14 protein-coding genes are annotated in these 15,363 nt (G+C 65.0%); 4 read left to right on the top strand and 10 right to left on the bottom strand.

Features of this window, described 5'->3' with window-relative positions:
- Window positions 1-59 precede the first annotated feature (59 nt).
- Window positions 60-596, bottom strand: a complete 537-nt coding sequence (locus ACK4R0_RS09740; RefSeq protein ID WP_409673689.1) for an outer membrane protein — start codon at window positions 594-596, stop codon at window positions 60-62.
- Window positions 597-852: 256 nt separating this feature from the next.
- Here ACK4R0_RS09740 and ACK4R0_RS09735 point away from each other — a divergent pair, with 256 nt between their 5' ends.
- A complete protein-coding gene (locus ACK4R0_RS09735; protein WP_409673687.1) occupies window positions 853-1,524 on the top strand; it encodes a glutathione S-transferase family protein in 672 nt (223 codons plus the stop codon).
- A 219-nt stretch (window positions 1,525-1,743) separates the two neighbouring features.
- Here the strand turns inward: ACK4R0_RS09735 and ACK4R0_RS09730 are convergent, their stop codons facing one another.
- Together ACK4R0_RS09730 and ACK4R0_RS09725 are read right to left on the bottom strand one after the other, a co-directional pair.
- A complete protein-coding gene (locus ACK4R0_RS09730) occupies window positions 1,744-2,802 on the bottom strand; it encodes a sigma-54 interaction domain-containing protein (protein ID WP_409673685.1) in 1,059 nt (352 codons plus the stop codon).
- Between the two features lie 175 nt (window positions 2,803-2,977).
- Window positions 2,978-3,685: a hypothetical protein gene (locus tag ACK4R0_RS09725; RefSeq protein ID WP_409673683.1), complete on the bottom strand. Its 708-nt coding sequence runs from the start codon at window positions 3,683-3,685 to the stop codon at window positions 2,978-2,980.
- A gap of 127 nt (window positions 3,686-3,812) precedes the next feature.
- Between ACK4R0_RS09725 and lnt the strand changes: the two genes are divergently transcribed.
- Together lnt and metK are read left to right on the top strand one after the other, a co-directional pair.
- The gene (gene lnt / locus ACK4R0_RS09720; RefSeq protein ID WP_409673681.1) at window positions 3,813-5,348 is read left to right on the top strand and encodes an apolipoprotein N-acyltransferase; all 1,536 of its coding nucleotides are present in this window, start codon (window positions 3,813-3,815) and stop codon (window positions 5,346-5,348) included.
- A 75-nt stretch (window positions 5,349-5,423) separates the two neighbouring features.
- Complete coding sequence (gene metK / locus ACK4R0_RS09715) at window positions 5,424-6,641, top strand: methionine adenosyltransferase (protein WP_409673679.1); 1,218 nt, start codon at window positions 5,424-5,426, stop codon at window positions 6,639-6,641.
- 166 nt (window positions 6,642-6,807) lie between these two features.
- Here metK and ACK4R0_RS09710 read toward each other — a convergent pair whose 3' ends face one another.
- From ACK4R0_RS09710 to ACK4R0_RS09685, 6 genes are all read right to left on the bottom strand, one after another.
- A complete protein-coding gene (locus tag ACK4R0_RS09710; RefSeq protein WP_409673677.1) occupies window positions 6,808-7,338 on the bottom strand; it encodes a hypothetical protein in 531 nt (176 codons plus the stop codon).
- Window positions 7,339-7,460: 122 nt separating this feature from the next.
- Entirely contained in the window at window positions 7,461-7,772 is a 312-nt protein-coding gene (locus tag ACK4R0_RS09705) for a hypothetical protein (RefSeq protein WP_409673675.1), read from the bottom strand.
- A 77-nt stretch (window positions 7,773-7,849) separates the two neighbouring features.
- A complete protein-coding gene (gene galU, locus ACK4R0_RS09700) occupies window positions 7,850-8,713 on the bottom strand; it encodes a UTP--glucose-1-phosphate uridylyltransferase GalU (RefSeq protein WP_409673673.1) in 864 nt (287 codons plus the stop codon).
- 105 nt (window positions 8,714-8,818) lie between these two features.
- Window positions 8,819-9,352, bottom strand: a complete 534-nt coding sequence (gene msrA / locus ACK4R0_RS09695) for a peptide-methionine (S)-S-oxide reductase MsrA (protein WP_409673672.1) — start codon at window positions 9,350-9,352, stop codon at window positions 8,819-8,821.
- A 163-nt stretch (window positions 9,353-9,515) separates the two neighbouring features.
- Window positions 9,516-12,596 (bottom strand): efflux RND transporter permease subunit, encoded by a 3,081-nt coding sequence (locus tag ACK4R0_RS09690; protein WP_409673670.1) that lies wholly within the window; start codon window positions 12,594-12,596, stop codon window positions 9,516-9,518.
- 34 nt (window positions 12,597-12,630) lie between these two features.
- On the bottom strand, window positions 12,631-13,707 hold the full coding sequence (locus ACK4R0_RS09685; RefSeq protein WP_409673667.1) for an efflux RND transporter periplasmic adaptor subunit: 1,077 nt from the start codon (window positions 13,705-13,707) through the stop codon (window positions 12,631-12,633).
- Window positions 13,708-13,921: 214 nt separating this feature from the next.
- Here ACK4R0_RS09685 and ACK4R0_RS09680 point away from each other — a divergent pair, with 214 nt between their 5' ends.
- On the top strand, window positions 13,922-14,356 hold the full coding sequence (locus tag ACK4R0_RS09680; protein WP_409673665.1) for a hemerythrin domain-containing protein: 435 nt from the start codon (window positions 13,922-13,924) through the stop codon (window positions 14,354-14,356).
- On the opposite strand, the gene ACK4R0_RS09675 is transcribed toward ACK4R0_RS09680, so the two are convergent.
- The gene (locus tag ACK4R0_RS09675) at window positions 14,357-15,322 is read right to left on the bottom strand and encodes a phytoene/squalene synthase family protein (RefSeq protein WP_409673663.1); all 966 of its coding nucleotides are present in this window, start codon (window positions 15,320-15,322) and stop codon (window positions 14,357-14,359) included.
- Window positions 15,323-15,363: the final 41 nt, after the last annotated feature.

The following is a 15,363-nucleotide window of genomic DNA, read 5'->3' as shown; positions in this document are numbered from 1 at the left end:
CAGGCGGGGTTCTGTTTCAGCCGATGTTACTCAGCCGATGATGTTCGGCGACGGATCGTTCAGAAGTTGAACGCCAGGCCACCGGTCACGCGGGTGGTGTCGAAGCCGAGCGTATCAGCCGTGACGCGCAGCGCGGTGTTGGTGCCGATCTTGTACTGGGCGCCGACGCCGACGAGATAATCGCCGCTGGTGTCGTCAAAGCTGTCCGGTGCGTTGATGCCGACCGCCTTGCGGACGTTGACATCAACCCACTGGTAGCCGCCGCGGGCGAAGATCTGGCCACGGTCGCCAACGCGCACGCCGATCTTGCCGGTTGCGCCATATTCACGGTCGATGATGCCCGAGCCCAGGTGGAAGTTGCCTTCCACACCGGCGACCAGGGGACCGACGGGAACGTCGACGCCAGCGAACAGGCCGTAGATCGGGCTGCCATCCTTGCCGAATGGGTTGTCGCCCAGATCGTGGTAGCCGCCTTGCGCGCCGACATAGACTTCGGGCCCGGTCGTTTCCTGCGCCATGGCAGGTGCGGAAAGGGCAAAGGGTGCAGCTACGAAAGCTGCAAAGGTTGCGAACCGAATGGGGGTCAGTGTTTTCATTTTTGTGTCCTTCATTTGGCGACGGTTTTAACGCCGACGCCTCGACGGGTTAGACGGTCCGACCAAGCTCCAACCTGAACGAAAGATGCTGTCAGTCGAAAGATTGCTACGGTTGGTCGCAATAAAATGACTGGCTGTTCATATGGCCCCATGCGGGGGGGTGTTTTGGCCGGCCAGCGCTTTTCCACCGGGAAAATCCTCTTCGCGCTGCCCGCAGCGGTGGACGCGTGCGGATTGCTGATGCATGGATGGCGGCATGTGGCAGTTGTTCCAGTTTCCCTTGTGTCCGTTTTCGCGCAAAGTCCGGCTGCTGCTGGGTGAGAAGGGCATCGGCTATGAGCTGATGCGCGAATCGCCCTGGGAACAGCGCGACGAGTTCCTCGACATGAACCCTGCCGGGCGTACCCCGGTGATGCGCCACCGCGACCGCGACCAGACGCTGTGCGACAGCTGGGCGATCTGCGAGTATTTCGAGGAAACGGTCGAGAAGAACCCGATGATCAACGGATCGGCCGATAATCGCGCCGAAATCCGGCGGCTGGTGGCGTGGTTCGACGAGCAGTTCTTTGGCGATGTCGTCGCTCCGCTGATGCATGAGCGGATGCGCAAGCGGCTGATCTATCGCCAGCCGCCCGATGGCCGCGTGCTGCGCGAGGCGATGCGGCTGGCCAACACGCATCTCGATTACATCGACTATCTGCTCGACCATAACGCCTGGATCGGCGGCGCGACGATGAGCCTGGCGGATCTGGCCGCTGCGGCGCACATTTCGATCGCCGATTATCTCGGCGGCATCGACTGGCTCGCCCATGCGCAGACCGCCGACTGGTATCGAAAGTTCAAATCCCGGCCTTCCTTTCGTCCGCTGCTGGCCGAACGGATGGAAGTGATCAAACCGCCCTCGCATTACGAAGAAGCGGATTTTTGAAGAATATCTACCGTCCCGCTTTCGCGCTGTAACGCCTCTCCCTTGATGGGAGAGGCAGCGAGACTTGGTGGCTTTGCCACCTAGTCGCAGCGGTGAGGATGATGGTGAGGCTGGGTGATGACCCATCGCATCGCAGCGCAATCCGGAGGGATCACCCCCACCCAAACCCTCCCCCTTCAAGGGGGAGGGCTTTTCACAAGCGTCGGGCAATGGATACCCTCAAGCGCTCAGCGCCATGCCCCGGCCGATCTGGTAGCGTTTCATCTTTTCGACGAAGGTCGTGCGCTGGAGCATGACGAGGCGGGCTGCGGCCGAGACCACGCCGCCGGTCGATTCGAGCGCCTCGACCAGAACGCGCTTTTCCTCGTTCTGCAGGTGCTCGCGCAGATCCATCGGGCGGGCAAAGCGCGGGGTGGCCGCCATCGGGGCCGCCAGCGCGACGACGTTCTCGGGAAGCTCGGCAGCGATCGGCGCGGCGACGGCAGCGGCGCGCGCCGAGCGGGCAGGGCGCAGCAGCATCGCCATCTGGTCACGGCCCACTTCCATGCCCTGGAAGAACACGGCGGCGCGTTCGATCAGGTTCTTGAGCTCGCGGACATTGCCCGGCCAGTCGTGCGCCATCAGGATGGCGAGTGCCTCATCGGTGAACACCGGCGGATTGTCGCTGGCAAAGCCGCGCGACAGGAAATGCTGGACCAGCATCGGAACGTCTTCAACCCGGTCGGCCAGCGACGGCAGTTCGATCGGCAGGACGTTGAGCCGGTAGAAAAGGTCGGCGCGGAACCGGCCAGCGGCGATCGCGCTTTCCAGGCACTGGTGGGTCGCCGCGATCAGGCGGACGTCGACGTTGACGTCTTCGTTGCTGCCGATGCGGCGGACCTTGTGATCCTCGAGCACGCGCAGCAGGCGGACCTGCATGTCGAGCGGCATTTCGCCGATTTCGTCGAGAAACAGGGTGCCGGTGCTGGCGGCCTCGAAATGGCCGATGCGGCGCGCCATCGCACCGGTGAAGCTGCCCTTTTCGTGGCCGAACAGCTCAGATTCGATCAGCTCGCGCGGGATCGCGCCGCTGTTGACCGCAATGAACGGAGCTGCGGCACGGCTGGATGCACGGTGCAGCGCTTGCGCCACCAGCTCCTTGCCGGTACCCGACGGGCCGGTGATCAGCACCGAAGCGCGGGTTTGGGCGGCAAAACGCACCAGACCACGGATCTCGCGGATCGCGGCGCTGTTGCCCACGATCAAGTCCGCCATTGCCAGTCCGTCCAGCGTTTCCATGTGATGTGCCCCCGTAAATTCTGCCCCGACGGTCGCTCCCGCCTTGAGTTAACGATTTAGGGTTAATTGGTTAACGAGACGTAAAGCCGTCAGGTGATGTGACACATTTCGCCAATTTTTTGACAGGGCCGAAACACCATCCGTCCCGAATCGGAGCACGGCAAATGCTGGCGTTTCACCGCTTTTCGGCGGGCCGGGCGAGGTCGAAGCAATGCTCGAAATCGATATCGGTTGCATCGTCTTCTGGGTCGCGCGCCTTTTCGCGGGCGTCGATCGCCTCGCGGGTCTCGATGAAGCGCCGGTCGGCCTCGTTGCCGCTTAATCCCTCGTCGCGCATCTCGTCGCGCGCCCGCGATTCGAGCACCGTGGCGAGGGTCTTGAGATCACGCGCGGTTGCCGAATCGCCCTCGCGGCCGCTGACCTCGTCGAACGCCAGCTGCAGATAGACCGCACATTGCAGCATCGTCGGCGGCGGTGCCATCGGGACAACGGCATCCAGCTTGGCAAGGCACGGCGTCATCACGGCTTCGACCACCCCTGCCGGATCATTGGACTGCGCGGCTTGGGTCTGCAGGTCGGTGACGATCTGGGTCAGCGCCAGCGCGACGGCTTCGTCGTTCGAAGCGGTCTCGTCGACGATTCGCTCGGCAGTGGTCACGAAATAGGCCCGCCCCCGGCCGACCAGCGTCGGATAGGCCAGCGCCGAGGTGACGCCGCGCGACTGTTCGGAGGCGATGATCGCAAAGGCCGCTGCGCACGTCAGGTCCTCGCGTTGCGCCGGGGTCAGCGTTGGCGCTGTGACCGGCGCAGGGGTGGCAGGATCGGGGGCAGTCGCCGGGACGGCGGCGGTTTGCAGGCTCAGCAGCAGCAACAGACTTTTCATGCCGCCGCTTATGCGCATCGGCCCCTGGGCTGTCACCTGATTTTGCGGCTTTCGGGGCAGGCTGATGTGACAGCAGCGTTGCAACGCCGATTGTCAGCATCGGCCTGCACGGGCATAGGCTTGGCCCATGATCCAACGTTACCCCCGATTGCTCGCGTTGCTCGCAGGCGCGGCGTCCGCCACCGGCTTTGCGCCTCTCGGGCTGTGGCCGGTGACGCTGGCTGCCTGCGCGCTGCTGATCCACCTCGTCGCCTCCGCCCCGACCCGCCGCAGCGCATTCGGACGCGGCTGGTTCTTCGCGGTCGGGCAGTTCAGCGTCGGGCTCAACTGGATCGCACACGCCTTCACCTATCAGGAAACGATGCCGCACTGGCTGGGCTGGGTCGCGGTGGTCGGCTTGTCGCTCTATCTGGCGCTCTTTCCGGGATTCGCAGCGCTGATTGCGAAGTGGATCGTCCCGCATGGGGCAGCGCGCGGCCACGTCGCATTGGTCCTTGCCTTCGCCGCCTTGTGGCTGGTCACCGAATGGATGCGCGCCTGGCTGTTCACCGGCTTTGCCTGGAACCCGCTGGGCGTTGCTGCGCTCGAGGCGGGCTGGGCCTCGCGGCTGGTCGGGACCTACGGGCTGGGCGCGCTGGTGATGCTGGCGGCGGGCGGGCTGTGGCTGCTGGCACTGCGCCAGGTCGTGCCAGCTCTGGCGCTGCTTGCCGGGGTCGGCGCGGTGACCGGTGCAGGCTGGCTCAGCCAGACGGCAAGCGCCGGGTTCACCGAAATGCCGATCACCGTGGTCCAGCCGAACAACGACCAGGCCGAAAAATACGATCCCGTCGCTTCGGCGCAGAATTTCGCGAGGCTCACCCGCCAGACAGTCGACCGCAATGCGCAGCGCCCGCGCATCGTCTTCTGGCCCGAAGCTGCGATCGAGGACTTTCTCGAGGACGGCTATCCCCGGCGGTACACCTACCCCGAATCCGCCGCCGAAGTTCGTGCCCGGCTGGCGCGCACGCTCAACCCGGGCGACCTGCTGGTCACCGGCGGAGTGAAGCTCGACTTCGACCGCAACGGCCAGGCGATCGCCGCTGCCAATAGCGTGTTTGCGCTGTCGAGCGATGCCGAAATCCTGGGCAGCTATGACAAGAGCCACCTCGTACCCGGCGGCGAGTATCTGCCCTATGAGCACATTCTGGGGCAGATCGGCCTGTCGCGGCTGGTGCCCGGCACGATCGGATTTACGCCCGGCCCCGGCCCGCAGACGCTCGATCTTGGTGTGTTCGGCCGGATGGGTCTGCAGATCTGCTACGAGATCATCTTCTCGGGCGAGGTGGTGGACGCCGCCAACCGCCCGGGCTTTCTGTTCAACCCCAGCAACGATGCGTGGTTCGGCGCATGGGGCCCGCCGCAGCATCTGGCGCAGGCGCGGCTGCGCGCGCTGGAGGAGGGGGTGCCGGTGATGCGCTCGACCCCCACCGGAATTTCGGCGGTCATCGATGCAGACGGAAGGTTGCTCGACAGCATAGCCCACCACCGTGCCGGCCATATCCAGGCGCGGATGCCGGGGGCGCATGCGCCGACGTTGTTTGCCCGCTTCGGCAACCTGCTGTCGCTGATTTTTGCTGGCGCGCTTCTGCTGTTGGCGGTTGCACTGCGCGCATTCCGCCGTTAAGGGCAGACATATAAGGAATTCTTTATATGTGCCTTCCGGGCGGTTGTCCGGCTGGCCCCAGCAAGAAGGCGACCCATGCGCAAAAGCTTCCTCTTTACCTCCGAGTCGGTCAGCGAAGGCCATCCCGACAAGGTTGCCGACCAGATTTCCGATGCCGTCGTCGATCTGTTCCTGTCCAAGGACCCTTACGCACGTATTGCGTGCGAGACGCTGACCACGACCCAGCGCGTCGTGCTCGCCGGGGAAATCCGCTGCAAGGGCGTGTACGAGAACGGTGAATGGGCACCGGGTGCCAAGGATGAAATCGAAGCTGCCGTGCGCGCCACCGTCAAGCGTATCGGGTACGAGCAGGACGGTTTCCACTGGGAAACCTTCAGCTTCGAAAACCACCTGCACGGCCAGTCTTCGGAAATCGCGCAGGGCGTCGATGCCAAGGACAACAAGGACGAAGGCGCTGGCGACCAGGGGATCATGTTCGGCTATGCCTCGGACGAGACCGAAGACCTGATGCCCGCTACGCTCGACTATTCGCACAAGATCCTCGAGCAGCTGGCCCATGACCGTCACAACAAGGTCGTCGACTTCCTCGAGCCCGACGCCAAGAGCCAGGTGACGCTCGCTTATGAAAACGAAAAGCCGGTGCGCGCCACCGCTTTGGTCGTTTCCACCCAGCATGCTCCGGGCTATTTCTGGCACGAGGGCAAGGGCGATCCCGACAAGTATCAGCAGCTCTACGACCATGTCGTCGGCGTGATGCACAAGGTCCTGCCCGAAGGCTTCATCACCGATGAAACCGCGATCTACGTCAACCCGACCGGATCGTTCGAAATCGGCGGACCCGACGGCGATGCCGGCGTGACCGGACGCAAGATCATCGTCGACACCTATGGTGGCGCATCGCCGCACGGCGGCGGCGCATTCTCGGGCAAGGACCCCACCAAGGTCGATCGCTCGGCAGCCTATATCAGCCGCTACATGGCCAAGAACATCGTGGCTGCAGGCCTCGCGCGCCGCTGCACCATCCAGCTGTCCTACGCCATCGGCATCGCCGAGCCGCTGTCGCTTTATGTCGACACGCACGGCACGGGCACGGTTGCCGACGACAAGATCGAGGCGGTTCTGCCGCAGCTGGTGCGCCTGACGCCGCGCGGCATCCGCGAGCATCTGGGTCTCAACAAGCCGATCTACCAGAAGTCGGCAGCTTACGGCCACTTCGGCCGCAAGCCCGAAGGCGACTTCTTCCCCTGGGAGAAGACCGACCTGGCCGAAAAGCTCAAGGCAGCGCTCGCCTGATCTGATCGGACTGACACACAAAAAGGGCCGGGTCATCGTTGCGATGACCCGGCCCTTTTCGTTTTGCCCGTAATGTTTTCCGGCGAAAGCCGGAATCCAGAGCGTCGATAGTGCTATCTGACTCCTGGACTCCGGCTTGCGCCGGAGAACGAGATGGTGCGAAGCCTTACAATTTGCCGAACTTCGCCTCGAAGTCTGCAATATCGCCCTTGGCGAGGAAGCCGGCCTGCTCGATCCAGGCGTCGCGGGTGATGCGGCCCTTGAAGGTGCCGAGATAGCGATCGACCTCTGCCACGTCGGCAGCGGTCCAGGTTGCGATCTGGTCGTAGCGCGATATGCCAAGGTCCCCCAACAGCGTGTTGAGCTTGGGGCCGATGCCCTTGATCTTGCGCAGGTCGTCGGGCTCGCCGATCGCCGCTGCAATGCGCGGCTTGCCGCTGGCCGAGGCTTCGTCCGCCTGTGCGGCGATATGGGCATCGACGTCGGCGGTCGACAGCGGCGCGACCGTAGGATCGAGCGCGGCGCCCATTGTCGGGGTGATGGTCGGCGGGGCCTCGATGGCGGCGTGGTCATGATCGTGTCCGGCATCATGGCCAGGCGAACCGGCGCTGCCGCCGCGTCCGACCAGCGCCCAGATGATCACCATCGCAACGACCACCAGTGCGGCGATCAGGAAAAAAAGCTGCTGTCCATCCATGGGAAATCGGGGCCTTTCATCAACGATGTCGCCGGAAAAAGGCGACGTCTCGCACCGCCCATATCGGCTTCGTCGATTCGTGGCCAGTGTCGCGATGCTATCGGCTGCACGGGATCCTGCGGTCAGTTGAAGCGAGCGCGCTCGTCGTCGATCCTGTCCTGGATGTCGCGCGCCTCGGCACAGGCCTTGTCGTTACCGTTTTCGCACTTGCGTCGCGCCTTGTCGCGCTGGCGCTGCAGCTTGCCCAGCCGTTCTTCGGCCTTGCGCATCGCACGCCCGCGATTTTCATCGGCTTCGGATTGGCTGGTGGTCGCAAGATCGACGCCCTTGGACACGATCTTGACCGGCGCGGTGACGACCGTTCCCACGGCGCTGGCGATGCAGCCCGACAGCACGAGCGGTGCCAGCAGCACGAGCGAAAATACAACCTTCATCGAATCGACCCTCCGGCGCGCATGACCCCTCACGCGCAGCCCCCGTGCTATAGACCGGCTGAGCCGATGCTGAACCGCTATTTCAGCAGGTCGAGCGCAAACGCGCGAATTCCCGCGCCGATATCCTCGCGGTCCAGCGCGACGGCGAGGTTGGCCTGGACGTAGCCTGCCTTGGATCCGCAGTCATAGCGCTTGCCGGCAAAGGTCACCGCGTGGAACGGCTGCGTGCCGATCATCCGCTCCATGGCGTCGGTGAGCTGGATTTCGCCGCCGGCGCCCTTGCCCTGATTCTCGAGCGTACGCATCACTTCAGGCTGCAGGATATAGCGGCCCGAGATGATCAGGTTGGACGGTGCGTCCTCGACCCTGGGCTTTTCGACCAGACCGGTCACCTCGGTAATCGCGCCGTCCTGCTTGCCCGGGGCGATGACACCATAGCTGGAGACCGTCTCGCGCGGCACCTCGAGCACGCTGATCAGGTTGCCGCCCAGTGTCGCATAGGCATCGACCATCTGCTTCATGCAGCCGGGCGAGCCGACCATGAATTCGTCGGGCAGGAAGATCGCGAACGGCTCGTCGCCGACGATGTCGCGCGCGCACCAGATCGCATGGCCCAGACCCAGCGGTTCCTGCTGGCGGACATAGGCGCAATTGCCAGGAGCCAGCCGGGTGGGTTCGAGCACGTCGAGCGACTTGCCGCGCTCAGCCATGGTGTGTTCGAGTTCGTAGGCGATGTCGAAATGGTCCTCGATCGCGCTCTTGCCGCGACCGGTGACGAAGATCATCTGCTCGATTCCCGCCTCGCGCGCTTCGTCGACTGCGCACTGGATCAGCGGGCGATCAACGATCGGCAGCATTTCCTTGGGCATGGCCTTGGTGGCGGGCAGAAATCGGGTGCCAAGTCCGGCAACCGGGAACACAGCCTTGCGGATGGGCTTCACGTCGTTTCCTCTAGTCTCTAAACCCCGACAACGCCCTGCCTTGCAGTGCGTTGCGACCGTGTCAAGGCGACAGCGCGTGTGACAGAAAGGAGCGCCGGCGCGTCGTCAGGCCTTCACCCGGGCGGCAAAGCTCTTGCGCAGCTTCTGCAGCTTGGGCGGGATGACGGCGAGGCAATAGGGATTGCGCTGGCCTTCGCCGGCCCAGTATTCCTGATGATAGTCTTCGGCCGGGTACCAGGTGGTGGGTTCCTCGACCGTGGTGACGATCGGCGTGGGCCAGTTGGCGGCATTGCGGCTCATCGCGGCTTCGGCCTCGACCTGCTGGACCGCATCTAGCGGGAAGATCGCCGAGCGGTACTGGGTGCCGACATCGTTGCCCTGGCGGTTGAGCTGGGTCGGGTCGTGGGTCGCAAAGAAGATGTCGAGCAGATCGGCATAGCTCAGCTGCTCGCTGTCGAAGGTGACGCGGATCGCTTCGGCATGGCCGGTGGTGCCCGAGCACACCGCCTTGTAGGTCGGGTTCTCGACCGTGCCGCCGATATAGCCGCTTTCAACCTTGCTGACGCCGACGACGTCGTTGAACACGGCCTCGGTGCACCAGAAACAGCCCCCGGCGATGATCGCGGTTTGTTCGGTCATATTGATCTTTCCTTCAGTACAATGCCCATGTCCGCTCAGCCTGAGCTTGTCGAAGGCCCCGCGATTTGGTCGGCGTGGGCGCGGGGCCTTCGACAGGCTGAGGCTGAGCGGATGGGGTGCGTTGGTTGAGTAGATAGCGCGCGATGCTCGCTGCACAAGCACCTCACGCAACAAGCGGCGCCACCGGTGCGGCATTCGCATCGTCGTCCTTCTCCCCGCCCCGCGCGATCAGCAGGTACATCACCGGCGTGACGATCCGCGAGAGCACCGTCGAGGAGATCAGCCCGCCGATGATCACGCTGGCGAGCGGCGCATAGAGCGATCCGCCAAAGATCGCGAGCGGCAGCAGCCCGCCGATGGCGGTGACCGAGGTCAGCAATACCGGCAGGAAGCGGACCTCGCCCGCGCGTTCGATCGCCGCGCGCAGCCCCATGCCCTCGCGGCGCAGCTGGGTGGTGAAATCGACCAGCAGGATCGAGTTCTTGATCTCGATGCCGACCAAGGCAACGAAGCCGATGATCGCCATATAGCTGAGCGACGATCCGGTGACGAACAACGCAATGAAGCCGCCGAACGTGCCCAGCGGGATCACGCCTGCGACCACGATGGTCTCGCGAAACCGCCCGAACTCGGCGACCAGCACCGCGAAGATGCCGAACAGCGCAATCAGGATGATCGGCCCCAGGCCACCGAATACGGTGTCGATCGCCTCGGCCTCGCCGCCCGCCAGCACGCGATAGCCAGCCGGTAGGCCGATCTCGCCCACCTTGTCCATCGCCTCGCGGCTGATTCTGGCAGGCAGCGCGCCGCGCTCGACATTGGCGGTGACGGTGACCGATCGTTCGAGCTGATAGCGCTGAATCTGCGGCGGAACGCTTTCAAGCCGGGGGCTGGTGATCTGCGACAGCGCGATCATCTCGCCCGTGCGGCTGGCGACGTAGACCTGGTCGAGCGCGGAAATCGGCTGGGCGCTGCTGATCGGCAGGCGCACCACGACGCGGTAGCTGTCGCCTTCCTCGTCGCGATAGGCAGCGGCGTTCTCGCCCGACAGCGCCAGCCGGATGGCGCGGCGCGCCTCGCCCGGTGCGATGTTGAGCAACGCCGCCTTGGCTTCGTCGAGCCCGACATCGAGATCGATGCCGTTGGTGGCGACAGGGTTGATCACGTCACGCGCACCCGGCGTTGCGCGCAGGATCGTCTCGACCTTGGCGGCCAGCTCGCGCAGCGTATCGAGGTTCTCGCCGGTGATCCGCAGCGCCACGGGCGAGGCGATCGGCGCGCCGTTCTGGAACAGTTCGACGTTGAAGCGCGCACCGGGAATCTGCTCGAGCCGCCCCCGGATGCGCTCGATCATCTGCGGGCTCCGGTCGGGATCCCAGCGGTCCATCACCGCGAACACCTCGCCGAAATTGGGCCGCTGGTCGAGCGCGAAGACGTTGTAGAACACCTGCGGGTTGGAACTGCCGACATTGGCGGCGCGCACCTTGATATCGGGTTCGCGCGCCAGCACGGCCTCGGCCTTGCGCACCAGCGCATCGGTCACGGCAACGCCGCTGCCCTGTTCGGCATCGATGGTGACGCGGAAATAGCTGGTGTCGGCATAGGGAAACAGGCTGAAGCCCAGCACCGGGATCAGCGCGAACGCCGACAGCGTCAGCGCGAGCGCAGCCCACAGGGTCTGGCGCGGCCGGTCGAGCGCGCGGTGCAGAATCGGGCGGTAGAGCCGCTCGATCTGATGCGTCAGCCAGCGCAGGATCGCATTGCCCTCGGGGTCCTCATCGCGCGAGAGGATGCGGCTGGCCAGAAACGGAATGATCGTCAGCGAGATCACCAGCGAGGCGAACACGGTGAAGATGATCGTGTAGATGAACGACTGGGTGAACTTGCCCGCGCCCTCGGGCAGGAACAGCAAGGGCGTGAACGCGAAGATCAGTACCCCGGTGGAGCCCAGCACCGCAGGCGTGATCTCGCGGGTGGCGTCGATCGCGGCGATCGAGCGGCGCTTGCCCATCCGCAAGTGCCGGGCGATGTTCTCGGTCACCACGATCGAATCGTCGACCAGCAGGCCCAAAGCGACGATGAAACCTGCGACCGCCAGCTGGCTGAGATTGAAGCCCATCACGCTGATCGCAAGCAATCCCGATGCCAACGACAGCGGGATCGAGATCATCACGATCACCGAGGCGCGCCAGCCCAGAGGCAGCAGCGTGAAGATCACCAGGAACAGCGCGATCGAGAAGTCGCGGGTCAGCTCGCTCAACCGGTGCTCGATGTCGCGGCTCTGGTCGAACACCTGCTCGAGCCGGATGTCGGGCGGGAAATTGGCCTGTTGGCGCTTCAATTCCGCATCGAGCGAATCGCGCAGCCGGATGACGTCGAAGCCATCCTTCTGCTGGATCGAGAGGAAGATCGCGCGCTTGCCGTTGAAGCGGGTGATGTAGAGCTGCTCGGCATTGCCCCAGCCCACGGTGGCGACATCGGCGATGCGCAGCAGCGTGCCGTTGCCCGCGCGGATCGGCAGGTTGCGGATGGTCTCGAGGTTGCGATAGGCGCCTCCTGCCTCGACATTGAAGCGTCGCCCTGCGCTCTCCACCGCGCCCGGCGGAAGTTCCGCCCCGCCGCGGCGCAGCGCATCGGTGATCGCCGAGGGCGCAAGCCCCAGCTCGGCCAGCCGGCGGCTGTCGATCGATACCTGCACCTCGGGCTGGGGTAGGCCGTCGATCACCGTGTTGCGCACGCCGGGATAGCGCACGAAGGTATCGCGGATATCCTCGGCGTATTTCTGCATCCGCCGCCAGCTTGCGGTTTCGCTGACCATCGCGAGCTGAAGCACTGCCGCCTCGGTCGTACGCGCCTTGCGATAGCGCAGTTCGGTGATGCCTTCGGGCAACGTGCTGCGGATCGCGCTGACCTCGCGGACCACATCGTTGAAATACTGGTCCGGGTCGCCGTCCCAGTCAAACTCCGCGGTGACGGTGACGAACCCATCGGTGATCCCTGCGCGGATCTCGTCGATGTCGTCGATGCCGCGCAGCACTTCTTCGATCGGCTTGGCGACGGTCTGCTCGATGTCGGCGGCATCGGCGCCCGGAATCGCGATGATGACGGTAATCACCGGAATCGGGAAATGCGGATCGACCGAGCGCGGGATGGTCAGCAGCGATGTAACTCCCAATGCTGCTAGCAGCAGGAAGGCCACGAGGCTGAGCTGCCACCGGCTGATCGTGAAGGCCGCAAGGTTCATCGGACACGTCGGCCCAGTGCTGTCGCCACGGGCGTCACCGGGCGGGTGCTGCAGGCGCGGCCTGTCGCGTGCGGCTTGGCTGGCGGGTCGCCAGCGGCTTGACCCGTGCGCCATCGACCAGCAGGCCAAGCCCGGTGGCGACGATGCGGTCGCCCGCCTTCAGCCCGCCGGTGATCACCAGTTGGCGATCGTCGACCTTGCCGATCTGCACCGCGCGCGCCCGCACCTTATTTGCCTTGGCATCAAGCAGATAGACGAAGCCCTCGTCGGCCCGGACGTTGAACACCGCGCTGGCAGGAACAGCCAGCCCGGTATCCTGCGGCGCTGCCGCGACGCGGAACTCGACGGTGCCGATCTGGCCCGAGCGCAGCGCGGCGTTGGCGGGCAGCGCCACGGTCACCTCGAAGGCGCCCGATGCCGGGTTGGCGCGCGCGTCGATCTCGCTGATCGTGCCCTCGATCACGCCTCCCGGCACGCTGGAGAGCGTCACCGTTGCAGGCATTCCGGGGGAGAGGAGAGTGATGTCGCTGTCGATCATCGGCGCGCGCAGCACCATGCCGCCGCTGCTTTCCCCCAGCACGACGATCTGCGTGCCCGCAGCGACCACCTGTCCCGGCTCGGCGGTGCGTGCCAGGATGACGCCGCCTGAAGGTGCGGTGATCCGCGATGTTCCGCTGGCAAAGCCCGCATTGCTCACCTGCGCTGCAGCGGCGCGGGCTGCCGCCTCGCTGCGCTCCAGTTGCGCGCGGGTGACCCAGCCCTTTTCGAACAGCTGTTGAAACCGGGCCAACTCTGCCTGCGCGCGCTGTTGTTCTGCATTCGCGCTTTCCAGCCCAGAATTGACCTGGGTGGCATCGAGCGCGGCGATCAGCGCGCCAGGCACCACCCGGTCGCCCTCCTGGAAGCGGATGCTGGCGATCTTGCCTGCGGTGGTGAACCCCAGCGGTGTCTCATAGCGATAGCGCACGGTCCCTGCGGCCGTGATCACCCGCGTCGTCGCTGCGGGCTCAACCACAGCAATCGTCACCGGATAGACCTTGTCGCTTGCATCCACCTTGGGCGTCGCATCGCCGCTCGAGCAAGCGGCCAGCGCGAGCGCGAGGCATGCCATGGGTAAGCAGGTCGCCCGTTTGGCAGCATGAAGGGGAAAAATGCGCATATTGGGTTTCTATATGCAACCAGTTTGGCTGGCAAGCGTCATCCTGCGGATGACGGTGCGATTTTCCGAACGTGCAAAACCACGATTAGCGGTATCTTAAGCACGTGCCGATAGGGTCGGCTCCTGTATCCGATTCAAGGTGCATGGGGGAGGACAAGATCCGGTCATGTGGCGTATCGCTCAACTGCAATCCCAGCATGAAGCCTGCCTTGCCATCGTGCAGGACATCCAGAGCCGCTCCGCGCACATTCCCGATCGGCCGGCGGCGGTCGAAATCACGCTGATGCTCGCACGGCTCACCGGCATCCTGCGCATCCACCTCGCACTCGAGGACGAGATACTTTATCCCGCACTGCGCAAGTCGAACGATCCGCGCACCGCCGAGATCGCCGAGCGCTATTGGCGCGAAATGGGCGGGCTTGCCGACATGTTCCTCGATTTTGTCGACAGGTGGAAGCGCGCGGACGTGGTCCTGACCGAACAGGCAAGGTTCCGCAGCGAAGCGACAATGGTGTTCTCGGCGCTGGCCGAGCGGATCGAGAAGGAACACCGCGAGGTCTATCCGCTCGCCGAGCAGATCAGGACGATGCGCGCCGCCTGATCAGCGCGGGCGGGTCCAAAGCCCTTCGCGTGTCACAGGATCGGGTCGGCGCATCGCCTGCCAGCCGCTGCGCGCCAGCCAGCCGATCTTCTGCCCGCGTGTGGTGATCACCCGATGATCCCAGGCCTGTGCCCCGCGGCTGCGCACTTCGCGCGCGATATCGCCATAGATTCCCGCCGCCGCCAGCACCGCCCAGCGGGCGCGCATGGGCAGCTTTTCCGCGCCGACCCGTGCCGAAGCCTCGTGCGCCTCTGACCGGTCGGCCAGCCGCGCCGCCAGCGGCACCAGCTGTGATCGCAACCAGGGCTTCATGTGCTGGCCCGGCGGAATGTCCATCTCGGCGAGCCATTCCATCGGCAAATAGCAGCGCCCCACCGAATCGTCCTCGGACAGGTCGCGCGCGATGTTGGCGAGCTGGAAGGCGAGGCCAAGGTCGCAGGCGCGGTCGAGCGTCGCATCGTCCTTAGGGTCCACGCCCATCACGATCGCCATCAGCAATCCGACGGCGCCCGCGACATGATAGCAATATTGGTAGAGGTCGTCTGCGCTGCGCGGACGCCACTCCTGCGCATCGAGATCGAAGCCGTCGATGACGTCGAAGATATAGCGGTGCGGCAGGTGGCATTCGGCGGCGACCACCGCCAGCGCGGCGAATGCGGGGTCGTCGGTCGGCTCGCCTGCGAGCGCGGCCTGTGTCTGCGCGCGGATATAGGCGACGCGCGCGTGCGCGTCGGTCACTGCGCTCATGCCGTGGCCCATGTCCTGCCCGTCGGCGAGATCGTCGCACTTGCGGCACCAGGCATAAAGCAGCCAGGCGCGCTCGCGGGTTTGCTGGTCGAACAGCTTGGAAGCCAGCGCGAACGATTTGGAGCCGCGCGCGATCGAGTCGCGGGCGTAGGCGACGAGCGCGGCGCGATCAAAGCCCCTCCCCTTCAGGGGAGGGGTTGGGGTGGGGGAGGAAGTCACGGCCCCCCCCCCCCCCCCCCCCCACAAAGGGAGGCGAGACC

It is taken from the genome of Blastomonas sp., assembly GCF_046294995.1.
In the GTDB taxonomy this organism is placed as follows: domain Bacteria; phylum Pseudomonadota; class Alphaproteobacteria; order Sphingomonadales; family Sphingomonadaceae; genus Blastomonas.
The sequence above is the reverse complement of the archived record's forward strand: the minus strand, read 5'-3'. Positions and strand labels throughout refer to the sequence as shown.

Excerpts from the sequence above, each read along its gene's own strand:
- metK (WP_409673679.1), top strand. The coding sequence starts at position 5,424 with ATGCGCAAAAGCTTCCTCTTTACCTCCGAGTCGGTCAGCGAAGGCCAT.
- ACK4R0_RS09735 (WP_409673687.1), top strand. The coding sequence starts at position 853 with ATGTGGCAGTTGTTCCAGTTTCCCTTGTGTCCGTTTTCGCGCAAAGTC.
- ACK4R0_RS09690 (WP_409673670.1), bottom strand. The coding sequence starts at position 12,596 with ATGAACCTTGCGGCCTTCACGATCAGCCGGTGGCAGCTCAGCCTCGTG.
- ACK4R0_RS09725 (WP_409673683.1), bottom strand. The coding sequence starts at position 3,685 with ATGAAAAGTCTGTTGCTGCTGCTGAGCCTGCAAACCGCCGCCGTCCCG.
- ACK4R0_RS09710 (WP_409673677.1), bottom strand. The coding sequence starts at position 7,338 with ATGGATGGACAGCAGCTTTTTTTCCTGATCGCCGCACTGGTGGTCGTT.
- msrA (WP_409673672.1), bottom strand. The coding sequence starts at position 9,352 with ATGACCGAACAAACCGCGATCATCGCCGGGGGCTGTTTCTGGTGCACC.
- ACK4R0_RS09740 (WP_409673689.1), bottom strand. The coding sequence starts at position 596 with ATGAAAACACTGACCCCCATTCGGTTCGCAACCTTTGCAGCTTTCGTA.
- ACK4R0_RS09680 (WP_409673665.1), top strand. The coding sequence starts at position 13,922 with ATGTGGCGTATCGCTCAACTGCAATCCCAGCATGAAGCCTGCCTTGCC.
- ACK4R0_RS09730 (WP_409673685.1), bottom strand. The coding sequence starts at position 2,802 with ATGGAAACGCTGGACGGACTGGCAATGGCGGACTTGATCGTGGGCAAC.
- lnt (WP_409673681.1), top strand. The coding sequence starts at position 3,813 with ATGATCCAACGTTACCCCCGATTGCTCGCGTTGCTCGCAGGCGCGGCG.
- ACK4R0_RS09685 (WP_409673667.1), bottom strand. The coding sequence starts at position 13,707 with ATGGCATGCCTCGCGCTCGCGCTGGCCGCTTGCTCGAGCGGCGATGCG.
- ACK4R0_RS09705 (WP_409673675.1), bottom strand. The coding sequence starts at position 7,772 with ATGAAGGTTGTATTTTCGCTCGTGCTGCTGGCACCGCTCGTGCTGTCG.